We start from the raw sequence: 17,967 nt of genomic DNA on the forward strand, positions 1-17,967 counted from the left end.
CAGCGCCGCCGCGCTAGCCGGCGACGTCGGGGTTCCGATCGCCCGCGTCACTGGGTTCGACGACGGGATTCCGATCGCCCGCTTCGACGCCTGGTTCGCCGGCCTCCGGCAGTGTGAAGTAGAAGACCGCGCCCTCGCCTTCCATGCCCTCCGCGCGGATCCGCCCCCCGTGTCGCTCGACTATGCGCTTCACCGACGCCAGGCCGATGCCATGCCCCGTGAACGCCTCCTGTGAGTGCAGGCGCTGGAATGGCCGGAACAGCTTGTCGACATACGCCTGCGGGAAACCCGCACCGTTGTCCCGGACGTAGAACTCGGTTTCGTTGCCCGGCAGGTCGACTGCACCGAATTCGATCATCGCGCCGTCCCGGCCACGCGTAAACTTCCATGCATTACCTAGGAGGTTGCCCAGCAGGTTGCGCAGCAGCGCGGCATCGCCCACCGCCATTAGCCCCGGCATGATCCGCAGGGTGAGCTCCCGCCCCGGGTCGTCGGCGCGAAGCTCATCCACCACTTCCAGCGCCATGCGGCTTAGGTCCACCGATTCGCGCCGCAGTTCCGCGCGCCCCAGGCGGGACACCTGCAGGATCGCGTCGATCAGTTCGCCCATGCGCATTGCGGCCTTGCGGACGCGTCGCAGGTAATCGCGCCCGCTTTCGTCCAGCTGGCTCTCGTAGCGCTCGATCAATATGCGGCTGAACCCGTCGATCGAGCGCAATGGTGCGCGCAGGTCGTGCGACACGCTGTAGGCGAAGGCCTCCAACTCCTGGTTGGCCTGGCTGAGCTCGCGCGTGCGCATCGCGACGCGGGCTTCCAGCGTGCGATTGAGCGCCTGGACGCGCGCCTGCGCGCGCACCCGATCGGTCACATCCTCGACCTGCACCAGTCCGACGATGTCCTGGTCCAGGTTGCCATGGAGTGGCGCAAACGTCAGTTGGGCTTGGCGGGGCAGGTCCCCTTCGCGGCGCAGGTGCCGGGTTTCCCGATGGACTCCATCGGCATCCGTTTCGCCGCCATCGCGGGGACGCATCGAGGGTTCCTCTTCCTCGAAAAGCGAATCGAACGGCCTTCCCACAAGCCCCGCCACCTCCCGGCCGACAATGCGCCCGAGTGCAGGGTTGGCTTCGACGATGCGCCCCTCGCTGTCCAACAAGGCCTTGCCGATGGCCGAGTAATGCATCGAGCTGCGGAAGCGCTGCTCGCTGCGGCGGTACTCCTCGGTCATGCGCCGGGCAATCACGGTCGCCCTGTCCTCGGTCCGCGCGAGCGTCCACACGATGCCGTACAGGAGCAGACTGGCGACGATACCCAGCGCAAGCATGGCCTCCAGTCCTTTCAGGCGCGGCGCCGCAATGCCCTCGGGTGGCGAGTCGAACTCGACGCGCCACCGGCGTCCGTAGTCCTCCATCGCGACTCGATGATGGAAAAGCGAATCGGCCCCATCGCCTTGGCTGGCGAACAGCAGGCGATCGCCGTGCGTCGTGTCGAAGATGCGCAGGCCGACCTTGCCGTACTCGCCGCCCAGGCTGGCATCGACATAGCGGCGCATATCGAACGGCAGGTATACCCAACCCTGCAGCGATGCCTCGCGCGCGGCAGGCGTGCGTGGCCGGTCGCCATTGCGGTACACGGGCACGAACATCATGAGCCGGTCATCGCGCGTGCCCGATGGCGTGCTCAGGCACGCTTCGCCCCGCTCCAGCGCCGCCTGCAGTGCGTCCCTGCTCGCGGCTTCGCTGAGCAGGTCGAAACCGATCGCCCCGACGTTCTCCGCCGTGCGCGGCTCGAGGTAAAGGATCGGCGCATAGCGTGCCCGCAGGCCATGCGGCCGCACGTTCAGCTGGCCGTAGCCGGATTCGCGCCAATCGATCTGCAGGTCGTCGAGCCGGCCGCTGCTCACGTAGGCGACGTAGCCCAGGCCAGTGACTGCTGGAAACCGCGGATGCAGGTTCATGCTGTCGACGTAGTCCGCCCACTGCTGCGGGGTCGGACGGGCCATCGATGCGAACAGCGCCGTGCCGCCGCGGGCAACCAATTCGTAATAGACCAGTCGCTGGGACAGGCGATCGACGATCTCGGCGGTGCTGGCTTCGAAACGCGCTTCGGCAGCGCGCAATTCGCGTTCGCGCGCGTAGGACCAGGCGATGGTCACCAGAACCAGGGCTCCGAGCAGCACCAGCAGGGCCAGCAGGTATCCCCCCCTCGGCACCAGGCGTGCGCGGCGCTTATCCGTAGCGGCTGAATCGGGTGTCCCCATGGGACCAAGCATACAAGTCGTGCGCGGGGACCACCCGCAAACGCGCATGAAAAAGCCCGCCGGAGCGGGCTTCTTCGTTCGAACTGGTGGAGGTGGGGGGAATTGAACCCCCGTCCGAAGGCACTCCATCCCCGGCACTACATGCTTAGCTCACCGTTGGATCTCGTCCCCGGACAGCACGGTGCGCGAAGCGCATCCGGGGACCAGCCTGCTTTGGGTTAACCGGATGCTGACAGGCAGCCACTCCCGGCGATTCCGTGATGATGACCCTACGCTGCGAGCACGGACACAAGCAGTTTCGGGGCTTACGCCTTAGGCGGCGAGAGCGTAGTTGTCGTCGTTGGCAACTAGAGTTTTGCAGCTGGATTTACGAGGAAAGCTACCCCCTCGGCATGCGCCAAGCGACTTTGCGACCCCCGTCGAAGCCAGTGCACCCCCGGGGACAGCCAAATTGCTGACACGGCCAGTATAGGGGGCGAAGCGTCGATCACAAGCATGGCGGCACGCCGGGGCGGCGCAAGTTCAGCCAGCGTGGGGATAACAAAACGGGGCGGTTGCCCGCCCCGTTCGTTCGTCGCCCCCGCGGATGCCCGGTTAACCGCGCACCGGCACCAGGGTGATCTCCACGCGGCGGTTCTGCGCGCGGCCTTCGTCGGTGTCGTTGCTGGCGATCGGCCGCGACTCGCCCGCGCCGACCGTGATCAGGCGCTGCTGGATCACCCCATGGCTCTGCAGGTAGGCCGCGACCGAATTCGCGCGACGTACCGAGAGTTCCTGGTTGTAGGCATCGCTGCCCACGTTGTCGGTATGGCCCGCCACTTCCACCACGGTCTGGTTGTATTCGGCGAGCGTGCGGGCCACGTCATCGAGTACCGGATAGAACTGCGATTGCAGACTGGCGTCGTTGAACGCGAAGGTGATGTTGCCGGGCATGCTCAGGGTGATGTTGTCGCCCTGGCGTACCACGCCTACACCCGTGCCGGCCATGCGCTCGCGCAACGCGCGCTCCTGGCGGTCCTGGTAATTGCCGATAGCGCCGCCGGCCAGGCCGCCGACGCCGGCCCCAACCAACGCGCGCTGGCGGCGTTCGGTCGCGTCGTCACCGCTCAGCAGTCCGGCGACCGCGCCGACCGCGGCACCGATCAGCGCGCCCTTCTTGGTCTTGCTCATGCCGGCCTGCTCGCCCTGCGGCTGCGGTTGTCCGGCGGCGGGTTGGCTGCCGTAATAGCCGCCGCCCGTCGTCGCGCAGGCGGCAAGCAGCGTGGTGAGCATCGCGGCAGCGATAAGGTTGCGTTGCATATTCATTCCTTCCTCCTGGTGGGGGTCATGCTCGGTACGAACGATTGCACCAGCCGCATGAACAGGGCTGAACGCTAATCGCCAGGGCGTTCTTGAGGAGTGATGACGCGGCGGCGCCGGGCGCCGGTGCCTGCGCGCGGATCCGGACTAGCCTGCGGCGAAGTCGATTTCGCGGCGGCGGGTTTCCGTGGGCAGCAGCGCATCGGCGCCAGGCGCATCCAGGCGCACGTCCCAGTTGCTCATCAGGGAAAGGTAGAGGAGCTTGTCGAATTCGCTGCCAAAACGCTGGATGACCCGGTCCGGGTCCGGAATCAGCTTGGCATCCGAGATCAGGCCGAAATGCACCTGGCCGTTGTAGCTGAGGATCGAGATACCCACCCCGATCGAACCGGTCTGCGGCACCCAGAACATCATCTCGCGCAAGGCGCAGCCCGCCAGGTAGAGCGTCTGCTGCGGACCGGGCACATTGGTCGCAACCACCGTGGCCTTGCGGCTGAACAGATCCAGCGCCAATCCCTGCACCGCCGTCGGCGCCATGCCGAGCGCGGCAAGCAGCCCAAACGAGACAATGGCTTGCCTTGAGTGCTTGAGGCCAGTCATGCATTCGGCGATCCGCTCCACGCGCCGGACCGGATTGTCCTCACCCACCGGCAGGTCGAGGAACACGAGTCCGAAATGGTTGCCCAGCTTCTTCGCGTGCTCCAGGGGACGCAGGTTGACGGGCACCGTGGCACGCAGCGTCAGGCCATCGACGTGGTCGCCGCGCTCGATCATGTAGTGGCGCAACGCGCCGGCTGCAGTCGCCATCAGCACGTCGTTGACGGTGCATTCGCAGGCCCGGCCTACCGCCTTGACCTCCTCGAGGTCGAGCGGCTCGGCCCAGGCGACTCGCTTGCTGACCCCGAGCTTTCCGCGCAGCAGCGAGGGCGGGTCGTCCGGCAACGTCACCGCGTGCAGCAGTTCGCGCCCGATCTCGCCACCTTCCTTGGCCAGCACCGCCGCCAGGCTCGGGTCGCGGTACATCTCCATGCCCTTCTCGACGACCTTCGTGCCCAGTTTCATGTAACGCTCGGCCGCGCCGATGCGGCGCGCAACGTCGGCGCCGTCCTGCTTCAGCCACGCGTGCTGCAGCTTGCTGCCCTTGGCGGGCTCGCGCGTGGTGTCGGTCAGCGACAGCAGGACCTGCACCAGCGCAATGCCGTCGGCATAGCTGTGGTGGATGCGGGCGATCAGCGCCGAGCCGCCTTCGTAGCGTTCGACCAGATGGAATTGCCAGAGCGGTCGCCCGGTGTCCAGCGGCGTCGACGCCAACTGGCTCACTAGGCGCTCAAGCGCGCGCTTGCCGCCGCGCCCTGGCAAGGCGGTCAGCTGCACGTGCCAGTCGAGGTCGAGGTCGTTGTCGGTCTGCCAGAACGCTCCGGACGCCGCATCGACGGCCTTCTGCTGGAAGCGGCGGTAGGCCAGCCAACGCTGGCGGATGACGCGGCGCAGTTCGGTCACCGACATGGCGTCGGCGAACATCAGCACGCCGGTGATCATCATCGGATTGGTGGGCTGCTCCATGCGCAGCCAAGCGGTGTCCACCTTCGCCATCGGTTCGCGGCGGACGGCGCGGATGCGCTTTGCACGTTCCTTGACACTGCCGGTGTGCGCTCGTGTCGCCATGCGGTTCTCCTGTCGCCTTGGGCGAGTGAATCACGCAGGCGCGAACAGCGTCAACGCGGTGCGCGCCGATCGGGCACGGATCGCCTTGGCCACTCAGGCGTGGAGATACTCGCGGGGAATGCGTTCGTTGAGGCCCACCAGGATCTCGTAGGGAATGGTCCCCGCCTGCTGCGCGAGTTCCTCGGCGGAAATCCGATTGCCATCCTGCGTCCCGATCAGCACGACCTCGTCCTCGTTCCAGGCGCTGTCCTGGCCGATGTCCACCATGAACTGGTCCATGCAGATGCGGCCGACGATGGGATAACGGGCGCCCCGGATCAACACGCTGCCACGCGAAGACAAGGAGCGCGGGTATCCGTCGCCATAACCGATCGGAATGGTCACCACGCGCGTGTCGTGTTCCGGCGACCAGGTCGCGCCATAGCTGACGGGGTTGCCCGCCTTCACCACCTTGAAATAGACCACCTGCGAAACCAGCGACATCACCGGGCGCACGTCCACGCTGCGTTGCGACGCCGGATCGGGCTGCACGCCATACAGCAGGATGCCGGGACGGACCATGTCGAGCCACGTCGCCGGGAAGTGCAGCACGCCGCCGGAGTTCGCGAGGTGGCGGACCGGCATGGGCGCGCCGATGCGCTCGATGTAGGCGCAGGCTTCGAGGAACCGCTCCAGCTGCTGCAGGGTCATCGGCGAGGCCGGGTCGTCGGCGCAGGCCAGGTGCGAATAGATGCCCTTGAGCACGCACCACGTCGAGGCTACCGCCGCCTCGACGAAGGGACGCGCGGAGTAGCTGTGCACGCCGATGCGCTCCATCCCGGTGTCGATCTTCAGGTGGATCACCGCCTTGCGGCCCAGCGCCTGCGCAGCGGCCTCGACCTGGCGGAGCTTGTCGAGCGAGGACACGGTGATCTCGAGGTCATGGGCGATGAACTGCTTCACCTGCGGCCCGAAGATCCCACCCATCACCAGGATCGGCACGGTCACGCCCGCCTGGCGCAAGGCGACCCCTTCCTCGACGAAAGCCACGCCCAGCTGCTCCACGCCCTGCGCCTGCAGGTGCAGCGACACCGGCACCAGGCCGTGGCCGTAGGCGTTCGCCTTCACGATGGCCATGACCGGGACGCCCACGTGCGCCCGGATGCTGCGCAGGTTGTGCGTCAGGTGGTCGAGATGCACCCGGATGCGGGTCGGGCGCTCGCCAACGGCGGGGGGCATCATGCCTACGGGCTCGTGCACAGTGCTCTCTGAGAACCGCGACATTCGCCGCGAAGGCGCCATTCTAGGACGCCGCCGCAGCGGGGCGAATCGCTGGCCGACTTTGTCCGGGTTACCCGTGAAGACAGGGTGCCGGCGCCGCCCGCGCCGATGCTCCCGATCGAGGTGCCCCGTGGACGTCCTTGCCCCACCCGCTTCGGCGAGCGCGATCCTGTTCTTCGAAGAGGTCTATCCCGTGCGCGCCGCGCAGGAGCAGGCCGAGAAGAGCAAGCTCAATGCGTTCGGCACGCTGGCCCGGCTGAATCCGCTCAATCGCCCCAAGTCCGACACGGTCAACCTGGCCAAGTGGGAGTTGCGGTACGAACCCTTCTGGCATGTCCTCGCGCACCGCGAAGTCGACTACATCAATACCGTCACCTATGCCGTTCCGGTGGTCAACGAGCACGCGCGCTCGGTCGAGGTCGAAGGCCGTCGCTTCGAGCCGTTGCCCGGACCCAAACCCCGCATCGACGTGCCGGTGCGCGAGCACTGCCAGCGCCGCATCGAGGCGGAGGTGTTCCAGGACGGGCTGAAGCGACCGCTGAAGCCCCAGGCCCTGCAGGCGTACGTGCAGAAGTACAAGGCCTCGGCACGCGACCAGGTGGATGTCGAAGGCTCGCTGCCGCCGCAGATGTCCTACGCCGCGGCCCTGCAACTGGCGCAGTCGCGGCTGGCGACCGAAGCCATCGACGCCCACGAAATCCTGCGCGACGTCGCGAGCTTCGACCGGGTGCACCTCTACTACCGTCCCGTGTTCGCCTTCGAGTACGTGTGGTCGACCTCGGGCAAGATCGGAGTGATCGAAATCGACGGCCTCACCGGCGACGTGGTCGAGAACGGCGAGTGGTTCCGCGAGCGGTTCGAGAAGGTGATGACGCGCGAGATGCTGTTCGAACTCGGCGCCGAGGCGGCGACCACCCTGGTCCCGGGCGGGGGCTTCGCGGTCAAGGTGCTCGGCAAGCTGACGCAATAGGCCAGCTCACCCAACGGCCGTGGGTGTCATCGCGGCGGGCCGCGTTATTCGAAGCTGCCCACCGAATCGTGCGCCAGGTTGTCGAAGCGGGTGTATTCGCCGAAGAACTTCAGCTTCACCGACCCGGTCGGGCCGTTACGCTGCTTGCCGATGATGACTTCGGCCAGGCCCTTGTCCGGCGAGTTTTCCTTGTTGTAGTAGTCGTCGCGGTAGATGAAGACGATGACGTCGGCGTCCTGCTCGATGGCGCCCGATTCGCGCAGGTCGGCCATCACGGGGCGCTTGTCGGTACGCGTTTCCAGCGAGCGGTTGAGCTGGGAAAGCGCGATGACCGGCACGTTCAGTTCCTTCGCCAGCGCCTTGAGCGAGCGCGAGATCTCGGAGATCTCGGTCGCGCGGTTCTCGCTGTTGCCCGGCACCTGCATCAGCTGCAGGTAGTCGATGACGATCAGTCCCAGGTCGTGTTCGCGCTTGAGCCGGCGCGCCTTGGCGGCCAGCGCCACCGGTGACAGTGCCGGGGTGTCGTCGATGAAGATCTTGACGTCGCGCAGCATGCGGATCGCGCTGGTGACGCGGCTCCAGTCCTCGTCCTCGAGCTGGCCCGTGCGCAGGCGCGTCGCGTTGATGCGCCCCACCGAGGAGATCAGGCGCAAGGCCAGCTGCGAAGCCGACATTTCCATCGAGAACACCGCCACGGCCTTGCGCGTCTTCAGCGCGCCGTACTCGGCCATGTTGAGCGCAAGCGTGGTCTTGCCCATGGAGGGGCGCGCCGCGAGGATGATCAGGTCGGTGGGTTGCAGCCCCGCCGTCATTTCATCGAATTCGGTATAGCCGGTCGGCAAGCCGGTGACGCCACCGCCGTTGGCGTAGCGCGTCTGCAGCACGTCGAAGGCCTCGGACAAGGCCTTGTTGACCGCGGTGAAGTCCTGCTTGCCGCGCGCCGCGCCCTCGGCGATGGCCAGCACCTGCTTCTCGGCCTGCTCCAGGATCTCGCTGGTATCGCGGCCGTCGGGCTGGAAGCCGTCGTTGACGATCTCGGTGCCGACGTCGATCAACTGCCGCAGCACGGCCTTGTCGCGCACGATGTCGGCATAGGCGGCGATGTTGGCGGCGGAAGGCGTGGTGCTGGCCAGTTCGATCAGGTAGGCGCCGCCGGCGACCTGTTCGCTCATGCCCATGGACTCGAACCACTCGCCCAGGGTCACCGCGTCGTACGGGCGGTTCTTCTCGGCCAGTTCGCGGATGGCGCGATAGATCAGCTGGTGGTCGCGGCGGTAGAAGTCGCCGTCGGTGATGCGGTCGGCAACGCGGTCGTAGGCGTCCGGCGCGAGCATGAGGCCGCCGAGCACGGCCTGCTCGGCTTCGATCGATTGCGGCGGGACGCGCAACTGCTCGATGTTCTTGTCGCGGCGGGTCTGGAACGCGGAATCGGGGCGCATACCCTGGCGTGCGCTCATCTGTTCGGTAACTCCCCTGGTCGGGCCGTCATGGCGGTCCGGTTCTTGTAAGTGAGGATGGTGCTGGCCGGTCATCCTAGTCGCCCTGCTCGCCACGCGTTGCAGACAACTCTGTGGATAACCGGTGGGCATCGCAGGGAGTGAGACCGCCACCCGCAACACCGGCTGGCGGGCGCGAGCGCGCCGACGGGCGGCGGGCTTCCGGAGCGGCCGCAAAAAGAAACGGGCGCCCAAGGCGCCCGTTCCGGGTACTGCAGTGCAGTGCTTAGGCGACTTCGCCGACCACGATGACCTTGACGGTGGCGTTGATGTCGGCATGCAGGTGCACCACGACTTCGTGCTCGCCGGTGCGGCGCAGCGGGCCTTCGCCCAGCACCACTTCCGACTTCTCGACCTTGTGGCCGTGCTTGGTCAGCGCTTCGGCGATATCGCGCGGGCTGATCGAGCCGTACAGCTTGCCTTCGGTCGAGGCATTGGCGGTGATGGAGACTTCCACGCCGTCGAGCGCGGCCTTGCGGGCTTCGGCGCCGTCGAGCTGGGCCTTGGCCTTGGCTTCGTATTCGGCGCGCTTGGCTTCAAACTCGGCCAGGTTGGCAGCGGTGGCCGGGGTGGCCTTGCCCTGCGGCACCAGGTAGTTACGGCCGTAGCCAGGCTTGACGTTGACCTTGTCGCCGAGCTTGCCGAGGTTGGTGACGTTCTGCAGGAGGATCAGTTGCATGGTGGTGCTCCGTATTCGTTAGCGAGGCGCGGGCGCCCCGCAGCGGGTGCTGTCCGAATGGACTACGAGACGGCGGCGCGGGAGCCGAAGCCCCGCGCCGTCGGCATCAGGCGTTGTGGTTGTCGGTGTACGGGATCAGGGCCAGGAAACGGGCGCGCTTGACGGCCGTGGCCAGCTGGCGCTGGTACTTCGACTTGGTGCCGGTCACGCGGCTCGGCACGATCTTGCCGGTCTCGGTGAGGTACTGGCGCAGGGTGTTGAGATCCTTGTAGTCGATCTCCTTGACGCCCTCGGCCGTGAACTTGCAGAACTTGCGGCGACGGAAAAACTTGGACATGTCAGTGCTCCTTAGGCGGCTTCGGCTTCGTCGGCGGCGGAATCGGCGTTGCCGATCGCGCTGTCGCTCTCATCGTCACGGCGACGACGCTCGGGCTTGTCGCCCTTCTCGTCCTTGAACTTCATGATCAGGGACTGCTCGGTGTCGGCCGCGTCGCGCTTCATGACCAGGTGGCGCAGCACCGCATCGTTGAAGCGGAAACCGTCGACCAGCTCGTTCAGCACGCTCTGGGTGCACTCGATGTTGAGCAGGACGTAGTGGGCCTTGACCAGGTTCTCGATCGGGTAGGCCAGCTGGCGGCGGCCCCAGTCTTCGAGACGGTGGACCTTGCCGTTACCCGTTTCGATCAGCGACTTGTAGCGCTCGATCATGGCGGGCACCTGCTCGCTCTGGTCCGGATGGACCAGGAACACGACTTCGTAATGACGCATGGATTGTTTCCTTGTGGATGCCGGGCGCCGGCATGGCGCGGTCCGGACAGCCCCCCGACGGCCGGGATGGCCACGGTGGAGCAAGGTCTCCCGGCGGGCCTGGGCCGCGGGAGCCGGAAATTATGGCAGGGTCAATGGGTTAGGCGCAAACCGGGGCGGCGGCCCGACCCGCTGCGGGCGGCCTAACCGCCCTTCCGGGCGATCCAGGCGTCGATATGGCGCTCCAGGGCCTGGAGCGGCACCGAGCCGGTCGCCAGGACCTCGTCGTTGAACTCCCGCACGTCGAAGCGTTCCCCCAGCTTCGCCCTGGCCCGGGCCCGCAGCTCGGAGATCTTCAGCTGGCCGACCTTGTAGGCCAAGGCCTGGCCCGGATCACCGATGTAGCGGTCGATCTCGTTGACGATGTCCTGGTCGGTCTTGGGGGCGTTGTCCTTGAAGAAGGCGATGGCCCGTTCCCGGCTCCAGCCCTTGGCATGCATGCCGGTGTCCACCACCAGCCGCACCGCGCGCCACATCTCGTAGGCCAGCTGGCCCATGCGGTCGTAGGGATCGTCGTACAGGCCCATGTCGAAACCCAGCTGTTCCGCGTACAGGCCCCAGCCCTCGCTGTAGGCGACGAAGTACGCCGTCCTGCGGAACATTGGTGCATCCGGCAGTTCCAGGGAGCGTGCGAACTGGAAGTGGTGTCCCGGCACGGCCTCGTGCAGCGACAGCGGCATCATTTCCCAGGTCGGCCGCACTTCCGGCTTGTACAGATTGACGTAGTAGAAGCCGGCGCGGCTGCCGTCGGCGGCGCCGCCCTGGTAGTACGCGGTCGTGGTGTCGGGCGCGATGGTGTCGGGGATCGCGCGCACGCCGTACGGCAGGCGCGGGATGGTCCGGAACGCCTTCACCAGTTCCGGGTCGATGCGCTTGGAGATGTCGCGATAGTGGGTCAGCAGCGCCTGCGGGGTCTTCTCGAAGAAGCGCGGATCGGTGCGCAGGAAGGTGAAGAACTCCGCCAGCGAACCCTGGAAGCCGACCTCCGTCTTGACCTTCTCCATCTGCCCGCGGATGCGCGCGACTTCCTTGAGGCCGATGGCATGGATCTGCTCGGCGGTCAGGTCGGTCGTGGTGAAGTAGCCGGCGAGATAGTCGTAGTAGGCCTTGCCGTTGGGCAGTTGCGTTGCGGCAATGGAATCGCGCGCCTTGGGCAGGTACTCCTTCTCGAAGTACGCCTGCAGCGTCCTGTAGGCCGGCACGACGCGCTCGCGGATGACGCGCTGCGCTTCGGCCTGGAGGGCGGCGCGCTCGGCCTGCGGCACGCTATCGGGGAACTTGTTGAAGGGCCGGTAGAACGGGCTTTGCACCGGATCGGCCACCACCTGCGCGGCGATCTGCCGCGGCACGCGCTGCATCAGCACCTTCGGCGGCATGCTGCCGGCCTTGATGCCTTCGCGCATCAGGATGATGGTCTGGTCGACCAGCACCGGCAGGGCGTCCATGCGCTTGAGCCAGTCCCGGTAATCCTTGGTGGTCGCGAACGGCAGGACCTCGGCCACGCCGTCCAGCGTCTGCACGCCGCCCTGGTGGCTGATCGGCTGCAGCCACGTGCGGAACTTCTGCCGCGCCACGGCCTTTTCCTGCAGCCACAGGAAGGTGTCGTAGTCGAGCTGGTCCGCGGGCGCGAGCGCATTGCGGTCGATAGCGCGGATGCGCGCCAGCGCCGCGCGATCGGCGGCCTCGCTCGCCTGGATCGCCGCGAGGCTCGCGTCAGCCCAACGGTCGTTGTAACGGGGATCGCCCTGGAAGCTGGCGTTGACCGGGTTCTCGCGCAGCCCGCGCTCCCATTCCTCGTCGAACAACCGGTGCAGATCCGCCGCCGCGCCGGCTTGCGGCGTCGCCGCCACTGACCCAGGCGCGGATTGTGCGCACACGGGCGCGAAGCAGGTGCCGGTCAACAGCACCAGCGTTGCCGAAGCGATCAGGCTGCGAAACATGGGTTGCGTTCTCCCGAAAGACCCGGCGAGTCTAGCGGCCGTTCACGCTGTCCACGACGTGCCGAAGGTCGGGTTCCCCCCTGCCCGCCGCGACCCGCGCTCAGGTGATCCCGATCAGCCCGCGTCGCCGCGCCAGCCCGCGCAATTCGTAGTCCGAATTGAGCTTGAGCTTGGCGTAGATGCTGCTGCGGTGCGCATATGCGGTCTTGTTGCTGATGCCGATGGTCGCCGCCACCCGCGACACCGAATGCCCGCGGGCGATCAACAGGAACACCTGCGCCTCGCGCGCGGTGAGCTCCGGCAGCAGTCCGCCCACGCCCTCATCGTCGGCGACGCCCTGGCGGCGCTGCACGTCGTGGGCGACGTAGGTCGCGCCCTGCGCCACCGCGCGGATCGCCTCGATCAGCTCGTCCGGGGCCGAGCGCTTGGTGACGTAGGCGCGGGCGCCGGCCGACAACGCGTCCTGCACGTACAGGTCGTTGTCGTGCATGGTCAGCACCACGATGGCCATGTCGGGGCGCTGCGCCACGAGGTGCCGGATCATCACCAGGCCATCGCCATCGGGCAGCGACAGGTCGAGCACCAGCACGTCGCAACTGGCGGTCAGCATCCACGCCGCCAGCTCGCGCGCCCCGCCGACGGCTGCGACCACTTCCCAGCCTGGCTCCAATTCCAGCAGTTGCTTGAAGCCGGTCCTTACAATGGGATGGTCGTCGACCAGAACAATTCGCAACATGACCGACCAGTGGCCGCCTAGGCCCTCCATTGAAACCCGCCGACGGGCCGAGCGTCGAGGGGAGCTGCTGTGGCTGCTTGCATACCCGCTCGCATGGATCGCCCTGTTCCACTTCTCCACGCCGTACTGGAACCTTCCCGCCGGCCTGCGCGTGGGATGGCTGCTGCTGCTCGACCGGCGCTCGTGGCCCTGGATGATGGTGGTGGAATGGGCCGTGCTGCTCGGCCTGCGCTTCTTCGGCGGCGACAGCTGGTTCCATGGGCTGCCGGCGCAGTTGCTGGTCTCGTTGGCGCCGTGGGGCATCTACGCCCTGGCCGTGCATGTCGTCGGCCCGCGCACCATCGTGCCGCTGTCCGCCCAGTCGATTCCGCGCCTGTTGCTGCTCGCCGCCGTGGGCGCATCCGCCAATGCGCTGATGCTCACCTTCGCCATCTGGCTCGATGGCGGCACCGCGCAACCCGGAACTAAATGGTTCACTTTCGCGCTCGGCAGTTTCGCCGGGATCGTCCTGGTCGTGCCGCTCATGCTGCTGGCGCGCGATCGCATGTTGAGCACGCAGACCCGCGAGCACCCGCTGCTGGCCAAGGGACTGGTCGTGCTGCCGGCGGCGCTCGTCGCCCTGTCGCTGCTGGTGCCGGACTGGGAGCGCTTCGCCCTGATCTGCGCGCTGATCCCGCTGCTGTGGCTGGCCGCGCGCGACGGCTGGCGTCCCGCCGCCCTCGCCGCGCTGCTGCTGAGCATCACCACGTTCCTGACCCACGACTCGGCGGTGACGTCCTGGCAGCCGGCGCAGCTGCAACTGCTGATCGCGATCACCGCGTCGGCCGCGTTGATGATCGGTTCGACCCGCGAAGCGCTCGCCGACCAGGGACGCGCCCTGGCGCGCGCGGTGGACATGCTGTCCAAGCGCACGCAGGCGCTGTCCGATGCGGCGAACCGGCTGACCTCGCAGCAGGAGGAAGACCGGCGCCGCCTGGGTCGCGAACTGCACGACGAACTGGGCCAGGACATGACCGCCATCGCCACCCAGTTGCGCCTGGTCGAACGCGGCGTCGGCGATACCGAGGTCCGCAACCAGCTGCGCGGGATCGAGCGCCTGGTCGACACCGCCCATGACCACCTGCGCGTCGCGATCGGCCACCTGCACCCGCTGGTGCTCGACCGTTTCGGCCTCGCTCGGGCGCTATCGGCCGGACCGCTCGCCGAGATGACCCGCGGCCAGCGCATCGATTACCGCTGCGAGATCGAAGGCGACGTCGACGCGCTGCCGATGAACATCGCGACCGCGATCTACCGGATCTGCCAGGAGGTCGTCACCAACGGCGTGCGCCACGGCTGTGGCGGCCGGCTGCACCTGCGCCTGCGCCTGCGCGTGCAGCCGGACGCGTCCGAGACGCCGCTCCTCACCCTGACGGCGGAAGACGACGCCGGCCTGCTTAAGATTCCCCGCGGCAACCTGGGCTTCGGCCTGCAGGGCATCCGCGACCGCGCCAACGCCATCGGTGCGACCTACATCTTCTCGCTGGACTCCGGCGTGCCGCGCCACTGGCTGCAGCTGGCGGTGCCTGCGGCGTCGGCATCGGCCTGAGCCCGGGCAACCGGGCGCGAGCGCTGCGCCGCCAGCCAGCCGATCCCGACGCCGGCGATGCCGGCGGCGAAGTCCAGCACCGACGCCGTGCGTGTAGGCACCCACAGTTGCGCCAGCTCGATCAGCAACGCCGCGCCCGTCCCCAATCCCAACACCAGCAGGCCGCGGGTGCGCGGAAACGCGCGCTTGAACGCCCACGCCATCGCCGCGAATCCCAGCAGGTGGTGCAGCTTGTCCTGTTGCGCGAACACCTGCGGCAGCGGATGCGGGCTCAACCCGGCCGCCATCAGCGCGATCACCACCACCACAAGCAGCGCGCGCGCCGTTTGATTCTCATCCATGCGTCTTCGATCCTCCCGCGGCCGCACGTTGCGCAGTGGACCCGCGCGTGCCACCCGCATCAACCGCGCCCGTACACGTCCTCGAAGCGGACGATGTCGTCCTCGCCCAGGTAGCTGCCCGACTGCACCTCGATCAGCTCCAGCGGCACCCGCCCCGGGTTTTCCAGGCGGTGGGTCACGCCCAGCGGAATGTACGTGCTCTGGTTCTCCGACAGGATCAGCGTTTCCTCGCCGCGGGTGATGCGGCCGGTGCCGCTGACCACGATCCAGTGTTCGGCGCGGTGGTGGTGCATCTGCAGGCTCAGCGCGGCGCCCGGCTTCACCGTGATGCGCTTGACCTGGAAGCGATCGCCGTTGTCGATCGAGTCGTAGTGGCCCCACGGCCGGTACACCTGGCGGTGCCAGGTCGGCTGCGGCCGCCCGGCGTGCTTGAGGTCGGCGACGATCGCCTTGACGTCCTGGACCTGGTCCTTGTGCGCGACCAGCACCGCGTCGGCGGTGTCGACCACCACCACGTCCTGCAGGCCGAGCAGCGCGACCAGGCGGCCATCGCCCCAGGCCAGGGTGTTGCGGCAATTGCGCGCGACCACGTCGCCGTGGTGCGCGTTGCCGTCGTCGTCCTGCTCCGCGATCGCCCACAACGCCGACCAGCTGCCGACGTCGTTCCAGCCCACCGCGATCGGCAGCACCGCCGCGTGCGCGGTCTTCTCCATCACCGCGTAGTCGATCGAATCCGCCGGGCACGCCGCGAACGCGGCCGGATCCAGGCGCACGAAGTCCTCGTCGCGACGCGCCGAGTAGAGCGCGGCGCTGCACGCGGCCAGCATCGCCGGCTGGTGCGCCTGCAGTTCCGCCAGGTAGGCGCTGGCGCGGAACAGGAACATGCCGCTGTTCCAGGCGTATTCGCCCGACGCGACGTACGCCGCGGCGGAATCGGCGTCCGGCTTCTCCACGAACTGCGCCACCGCGCGCACGCCTGCCGCGTCGGCGTCCTGCGCCGCGCGGATGTAGCCGTACCCGGTTTCCGGCCCGGTCGGCACGATCCCGAAGGTCACCAGCCGCCCTGCCCGCGCCGCCGGCTCCGCCGCCTGCACGGCGGCGCGGAACGCCGCCGCATCCGCGATGACGTGGTCGGACGGCAGCACCAGCAGCAGCGGATCCGCGCCCTCGGCCACCGCCTGAAGCGCCGCGACCGCGATCGCCGGCGCGGTGTTGCGCGCCACCGGCTCGAGCAGGATCGCCGCGGGCGTGCAGCCGGCCTCGCGCAGCTGCTCGGCGACCATGAAGCGGTGCTCGGCATTGGCCACCACCAGCGGCGGCGCCGACGCAATCGCCTCCACCCGCCGCCATGTCGCCTGCAGCATCGTGTCCTTGCCGGCGAGGGCGAGGAACTGCTTGGGGTAGGCCTCGCGCGACAGCGGCCACAGCCGCGTGCCCGAGCCGCCGGAAAGAATCACTGGAATCATCGGCCAATCTCGAATCGACGCCCCGTGGCACCACGCTGCTTGCGACGGAAGCCGCGCGGCGCGCCCGGGACGCATTGGGGGATGCAACAGGCTAGTCGTACCGGAGAATCCGGCCATGAGAACTTTTCCCGGTTGCGGGCGGGGACCGCGGGGACGGGCGATCAGGCGGGGGCCGCCCCGCCCCGGGACCCCAGAGCGCCAACCGAGGGCCAGACAAGGGAACCGTGACCGCCGCCCACGCCCCTTTCACGTGCTCCAATGAGAATCCCAGCGTCCGCCGCCCGGAGCCCGCCATGCTCACCTTCCTGATCGGCCTGTCCCTGGGCGCCTGCATCGGCGCGGTGGTCGCAGGCGTGTGCCGGGCGAGTTACGAGCACCAGCCGCAGGCGGACAGCGACGCGGCGAATCCGCGCGCATCCAGACCGGTCTGACCCTACGTGGCCTCACTCGGGCAAGAGAGCCCGGGACCAACCAGCGTGGCCTCAGTGCTCCACGCTCCCCAATTCCAGCAACGCGGACTGCATCGCCTGGCGCGCACCCTCGCCCAGCGTTTCGTGGTCGAGGGCGAAGCGGATGGTCGCCTCGATCAGCCCGAGATGGTTGCCGCAATCGAAGCGCGTGCCCTTGAAGTGGTATGCGCGCACCTCGCGCTCGGCCAGCAGCGCGGCGATCGCATCGGTGAGCTGGATCTCGCCGCCCTGCCCCGGCGCGGTGGTTTCGAGCAGGCCGAAGATGCGGCCGTCGAGGATGTAGCGGCCGACCACGCCGAGCGTGCTCGGCGCGGCTTCCGGCGCCGGCTTTTCCACGATCGCCTGCACGCGGCCGGAGCGGCCGTCGAAGCGCGGCGCATCGACGATGCCGTAGCTGCGGGTCTTCTCGCGCGGCACGTCCTCCACCGCGACCACGCTGGCGCCGGTCGCCTGCGCCAGGTCCGCCATCTGCGCCAGCGCGCCGGCGCCGTTGCGGTTCCAGATCAGGTCGTCGGGCAGCAGCACCGCGAACGGCTCGTCGCCGACCACTTCCTTCGCGCACAGCACCGCATGGCCCAGCCCCAGCGCCTCGGCCTGGGTGACGAAGATCGCGCGCACGTGCGAGGGCAGCACACCGCGCACGACCTCGAGCAGCTCCGCCTTGCCCGCCTTCTCCAGCTTCTGCTCCAGCTCGTAGGCCTTGTCGAAGTAGTCGGCGACCGCGTGCTTGTAGCGGTTGGTGACGAACACCAGCGTGTCGCACCCCGCCTCGATCGCCTCGTCCACCGCGTACTGGATCAGCGGCCGGTCCACGACCGGCAGCATCTCCTTGGGCACCGTCTTGGTCGCGGGCAGGAAGCGCGTGCCGAGGCCGGCGACGGGGAAGACGGCTTTGCGGATGCGGGGGTGGTGCGTCATGCGTGGTTCTTTCCGGCCGGAGGGAATGGCAGTTGCGCGCACGCACGGATGCGCGCACGAGGAGACGCGCAGCCT

At 68.0% G+C, this 17,967-nt stretch carries 16 protein-coding genes and 1 other RNA gene; 3 read left to right on the top strand and 14 right to left on the bottom strand.

Annotated features, from left to right (window positions below):
• Positions 1–13: 13 nt before the first annotated feature.
• The 5 genes from BP05_RS03680 to alr all read right to left on the bottom strand — a co-directional run bounded on the left by BP05_RS03680 (position 14) and on the right by alr (position 6,439).
• A complete protein-coding gene (locus BP05_RS03680) occupies positions 14–2,257 on the bottom strand; it encodes a CHASE domain-containing protein (protein WP_496360518.1) in 2,244 nt (747 codons plus the stop codon).
• A gap of 84 nt (positions 2,258–2,341) precedes the next feature.
• Positions 2,342–2,695: a transfer-messenger RNA gene (gene ssrA / locus BP05_RS03685) on the bottom strand.
• A 156-nt stretch (positions 2,696–2,851) separates the two neighbouring features.
• A complete protein-coding gene (locus tag BP05_RS03690; RefSeq protein ID WP_496360520.1) occupies positions 2,852–3,562 on the bottom strand; it encodes a YiaD family glycine zipper/OmpA-like lipoprotein in 711 nt (236 codons plus the stop codon).
• 141 nt (positions 3,563–3,703) lie between these two features.
• The gene (locus tag BP05_RS03695; protein ID WP_496360522.1) at positions 3,704–5,221 is read right to left on the bottom strand and encodes a WS/DGAT/MGAT family O-acyltransferase; all 1,518 of its coding nucleotides are present in this window, start codon (positions 5,219–5,221) and stop codon (positions 3,704–3,706) included.
• Between the two features lie 93 nt (positions 5,222–5,314).
• On the bottom strand, positions 5,315–6,439 hold the full coding sequence (alr, locus tag BP05_RS03700) for an alanine racemase (protein ID WP_496360524.1): 1,125 nt from the start codon (positions 6,437–6,439) through the stop codon (positions 5,315–5,317).
• A 172-nt stretch (positions 6,440–6,611) separates the two neighbouring features.
• Between alr and BP05_RS03705 the strand changes: the two genes are divergently transcribed.
• Positions 6,612–7,451, top strand: a complete 840-nt coding sequence (locus BP05_RS03705; protein ID WP_496360526.1) for a hypothetical protein — start codon at positions 6,612–6,614, stop codon at positions 7,449–7,451.
• 44 nt (positions 7,452–7,495) lie between these two features.
• Here BP05_RS03705 and BP05_RS03710 read toward each other — a convergent pair whose 3' ends face one another.
• From BP05_RS03710 to BP05_RS03735, 6 genes are all read right to left on the bottom strand, one after another.
• On the bottom strand, positions 7,496–8,908 hold the full coding sequence (locus BP05_RS03710; protein ID WP_496360528.1) for a replicative DNA helicase: 1,413 nt from the start codon (positions 8,906–8,908) through the stop codon (positions 7,496–7,498).
• Positions 8,909–9,173: 265 nt separating this feature from the next.
• Positions 9,174–9,626 (bottom strand): 50S ribosomal protein L9, encoded by a 453-nt coding sequence (gene rplI, locus BP05_RS03715; protein ID WP_496360530.1) that lies wholly within the window; start codon positions 9,624–9,626, stop codon positions 9,174–9,176.
• Between the two features lie 106 nt (positions 9,627–9,732).
• Entirely contained in the window at positions 9,733–9,963 is a 231-nt protein-coding gene (rpsR, locus tag BP05_RS03720) for a 30S ribosomal protein S18 (protein WP_031372470.1), read from the bottom strand.
• Positions 9,964–9,974: 11 nt separating this feature from the next.
• Positions 9,975–10,394 carry a 30S ribosomal protein S6 gene (rpsF, locus tag BP05_RS03725; RefSeq protein WP_496360533.1) on the bottom strand — a complete coding sequence of 140 codons (420 nt, stop codon included), beginning with the start codon at positions 10,392–10,394 and terminating at the stop codon, positions 9,975–9,977.
• Between the two features lie 182 nt (positions 10,395–10,576).
• Complete coding sequence (locus tag BP05_RS03730; protein WP_496360535.1) at positions 10,577–12,373, bottom strand: DUF885 domain-containing protein; 1,797 nt, start codon at positions 12,371–12,373, stop codon at positions 10,577–10,579.
• Positions 12,374–12,473: 100 nt separating this feature from the next.
• On the bottom strand, positions 12,474–13,109 hold the full coding sequence (locus BP05_RS03735; RefSeq protein WP_496360537.1) for a response regulator: 636 nt from the start codon (positions 13,107–13,109) through the stop codon (positions 12,474–12,476).
• Here BP05_RS03735 and BP05_RS03740 point away from each other — a divergent pair.
• On the top strand, positions 13,108–14,697 hold the full coding sequence (locus tag BP05_RS03740) for an MASE1 domain-containing protein (RefSeq protein WP_496360539.1): 1,590 nt from the start codon (positions 13,108–13,110) through the stop codon (positions 14,695–14,697). The two genes, BP05_RS03735 and BP05_RS03740, sit on opposite strands and share 2 nt — an antisense overlap.
• Here BP05_RS03740 and BP05_RS03745 read toward each other — a convergent pair.
• Both BP05_RS03745 and BP05_RS03750 read right to left on the bottom strand, forming a co-directional pair.
• The gene (locus BP05_RS03745; RefSeq protein WP_496360541.1) at positions 14,619–15,038 is read right to left on the bottom strand and encodes a VanZ family protein; all 420 of its coding nucleotides are present in this window, start codon (positions 15,036–15,038) and stop codon (positions 14,619–14,621) included. The genes BP05_RS03740 and BP05_RS03745 overlap by 79 nt on opposite strands.
• Positions 15,039–15,097: 59 nt before the next feature.
• Positions 15,098–16,504, bottom strand: a complete 1,407-nt coding sequence (locus BP05_RS03750) for a mannose-1-phosphate guanylyltransferase/mannose-6-phosphate isomerase (RefSeq protein WP_496360542.1) — start codon at positions 16,502–16,504, stop codon at positions 15,098–15,100.
• A 293-nt stretch (positions 16,505–16,797) separates the two neighbouring features.
• Between BP05_RS03750 and BP05_RS03755 the strand changes: the two genes are divergently transcribed.
• Complete coding sequence (locus tag BP05_RS03755) at positions 16,798–16,935, top strand: hypothetical protein (protein ID WP_496360544.1); 138 nt, start codon at positions 16,798–16,800, stop codon at positions 16,933–16,935.
• Positions 16,936–16,986: 51 nt separating this feature from the next.
• Here BP05_RS03755 and galU read toward each other — a convergent pair whose 3' ends face one another.
• Complete coding sequence (gene galU, locus BP05_RS03760; RefSeq protein ID WP_496360546.1) at positions 16,987–17,892, bottom strand: UTP--glucose-1-phosphate uridylyltransferase GalU; 906 nt, start codon at positions 17,890–17,892, stop codon at positions 16,987–16,989.
• Positions 17,893–17,967: the final 75 nt, after the last annotated feature.

The organism is Lysobacter oryzae DSM 21044, from assembly GCF_059568595.1.